This window comes from Actinomyces acetigenes (assembly GCF_031296635.1).
GTDB lineage: Bacteria > Actinomycetota > Actinomycetes > Actinomycetales > Actinomycetaceae > Actinomyces > Actinomyces acetigenes.
The window spans coordinates 1-1,401 of record NZ_JASPFC010000094.1 but is presented as its reverse complement, the minus strand read 5'-3'; the positions used below and the strand labels follow the sequence as shown (position 1 = coordinate 1,401).

The 1,401-nt window shown below is 67.6% G+C and carries 1 protein-coding gene; it reads left to right on the top strand.

Annotated features, from left to right (window positions below; genetic code table 11):
- Positions 1 to 317 precede the first annotated feature (317 nt).
- Positions 318 to 1,401: alpha/beta hydrolase (locus tag RIV14_RS13625; protein ID WP_309325263.1), on the top strand; the 1,084-nt coding region annotated here is incomplete at its 3' end.

The following is a 1,401-nucleotide window of genomic DNA, read 5'->3' as shown; positions in this document are numbered from 1 at the left end:
GGATGCAGGTTCTTGGTGAGAATGTAGTTCTTAATCTCGGAAATTGCCGTGGATGACTGAGTCATCGGGGTGGTGGTGAGGCCGGCCATGACACCGCGGGACATCTGCATGGCCCTATTGTCCGACTTTTGGTTCATTTACGCTGGTGAATGTCGAATCGTACTCATTCGTGCGATCTTGAGGGGCTCTGGGCGGCTGCGGCGCTGAGGTCGGGAGTCGACGTCGGCCAGCTGGCGGCGTCGGACCCCGATACCGCAGATCAGTGACTGATTGTGAGTGGGTTGCCGCTACAGCGCTCACAGTGCAACAGTTACGGCATGCCCCACCCGCATGAGGCGCTCCCCGCCCGTCCTGCCTACGACAGTGCTACTGCCGCCCTGCTTGAACGCATCGAGTCGCTCGGCGTCTTCGGGACCATGACGGTGCAGATAATCCCGAGCTGGCGCGCACCGGCTGATGAGGTCCGGGCGGGTTTCCTGCTCAGGCACCCCGACATCGACCTGGAGGACGTTGACGTCCTTCGTCAGGACGGGACGACGCTCCCCGCCGCGGTTGCACGGAGCGCCCAGGGCGCCTGCGCGGGCCGCCCCGGTCCTCTGTTCCTCTCCCTGCACGGGGGAGGGCTGGTGATGGGGTGCCGTTTCAACGGCCTGTCGACCGTTGTCCCGTGGCTGCGGAGGTACGGGGGCGTCATCGTCAGTCCTGAGTACCGTCTGGCCCCGGAGCATCCAGCACCCGCCGGTGTCGAGGACTGCTACACCACGCTGTGCTGGGCGGTCGAGCACGCCGAGGAGCTCGGTGCCGATCCAGGGCGCGTCATCGTCATCGGGCAGAGCGCCGGGGGAGGGCTGAGCGTCGGCACGCTGCTCATGGCGCGAGACAGACGGGGCCCGGCCGTTCTCGGCGGGCTGCTGGACTACCCCATGCTGGATGACCGCACCGGCATGCCGCACTGGCAGGGCTCGGTCTCGGCGCGTCAGTACCCGCACGACGGCACCTGGCCGACGGCGTACAACAACGTCGCCTGGGATGCTGCGCTGGGGGAGCGGCGCGGCACGGATCTGGTCACCCCCTACGAGGCCCCCGCCCGCGCCACGTGGCTGGGCGGGCTGCCGCCGCTGTTCATCTCGGTGGCCTCCGCCGAGGTCTTCCGGGACGAGGATGTCGCCTTCACCTCCAGGGTGTGGCGCGATGGCGGTGATGCCGAGCTGCACGTCTACCCCGGGGGCACGCACGCCATGGAGTTCGTCAATGCGCGGTGGCTCGCACAGGGACTCACTGCGGCGCGCGACCTGTGGATGGAGAGGCTGCTTCGTCCGGAGGACCCGCGCCTCAATGTCGTGGCCGTGGCCCAGGCCGGCACCTATCCGGCCCTGACGGAGGAGTTCTCTACGGGTTGTG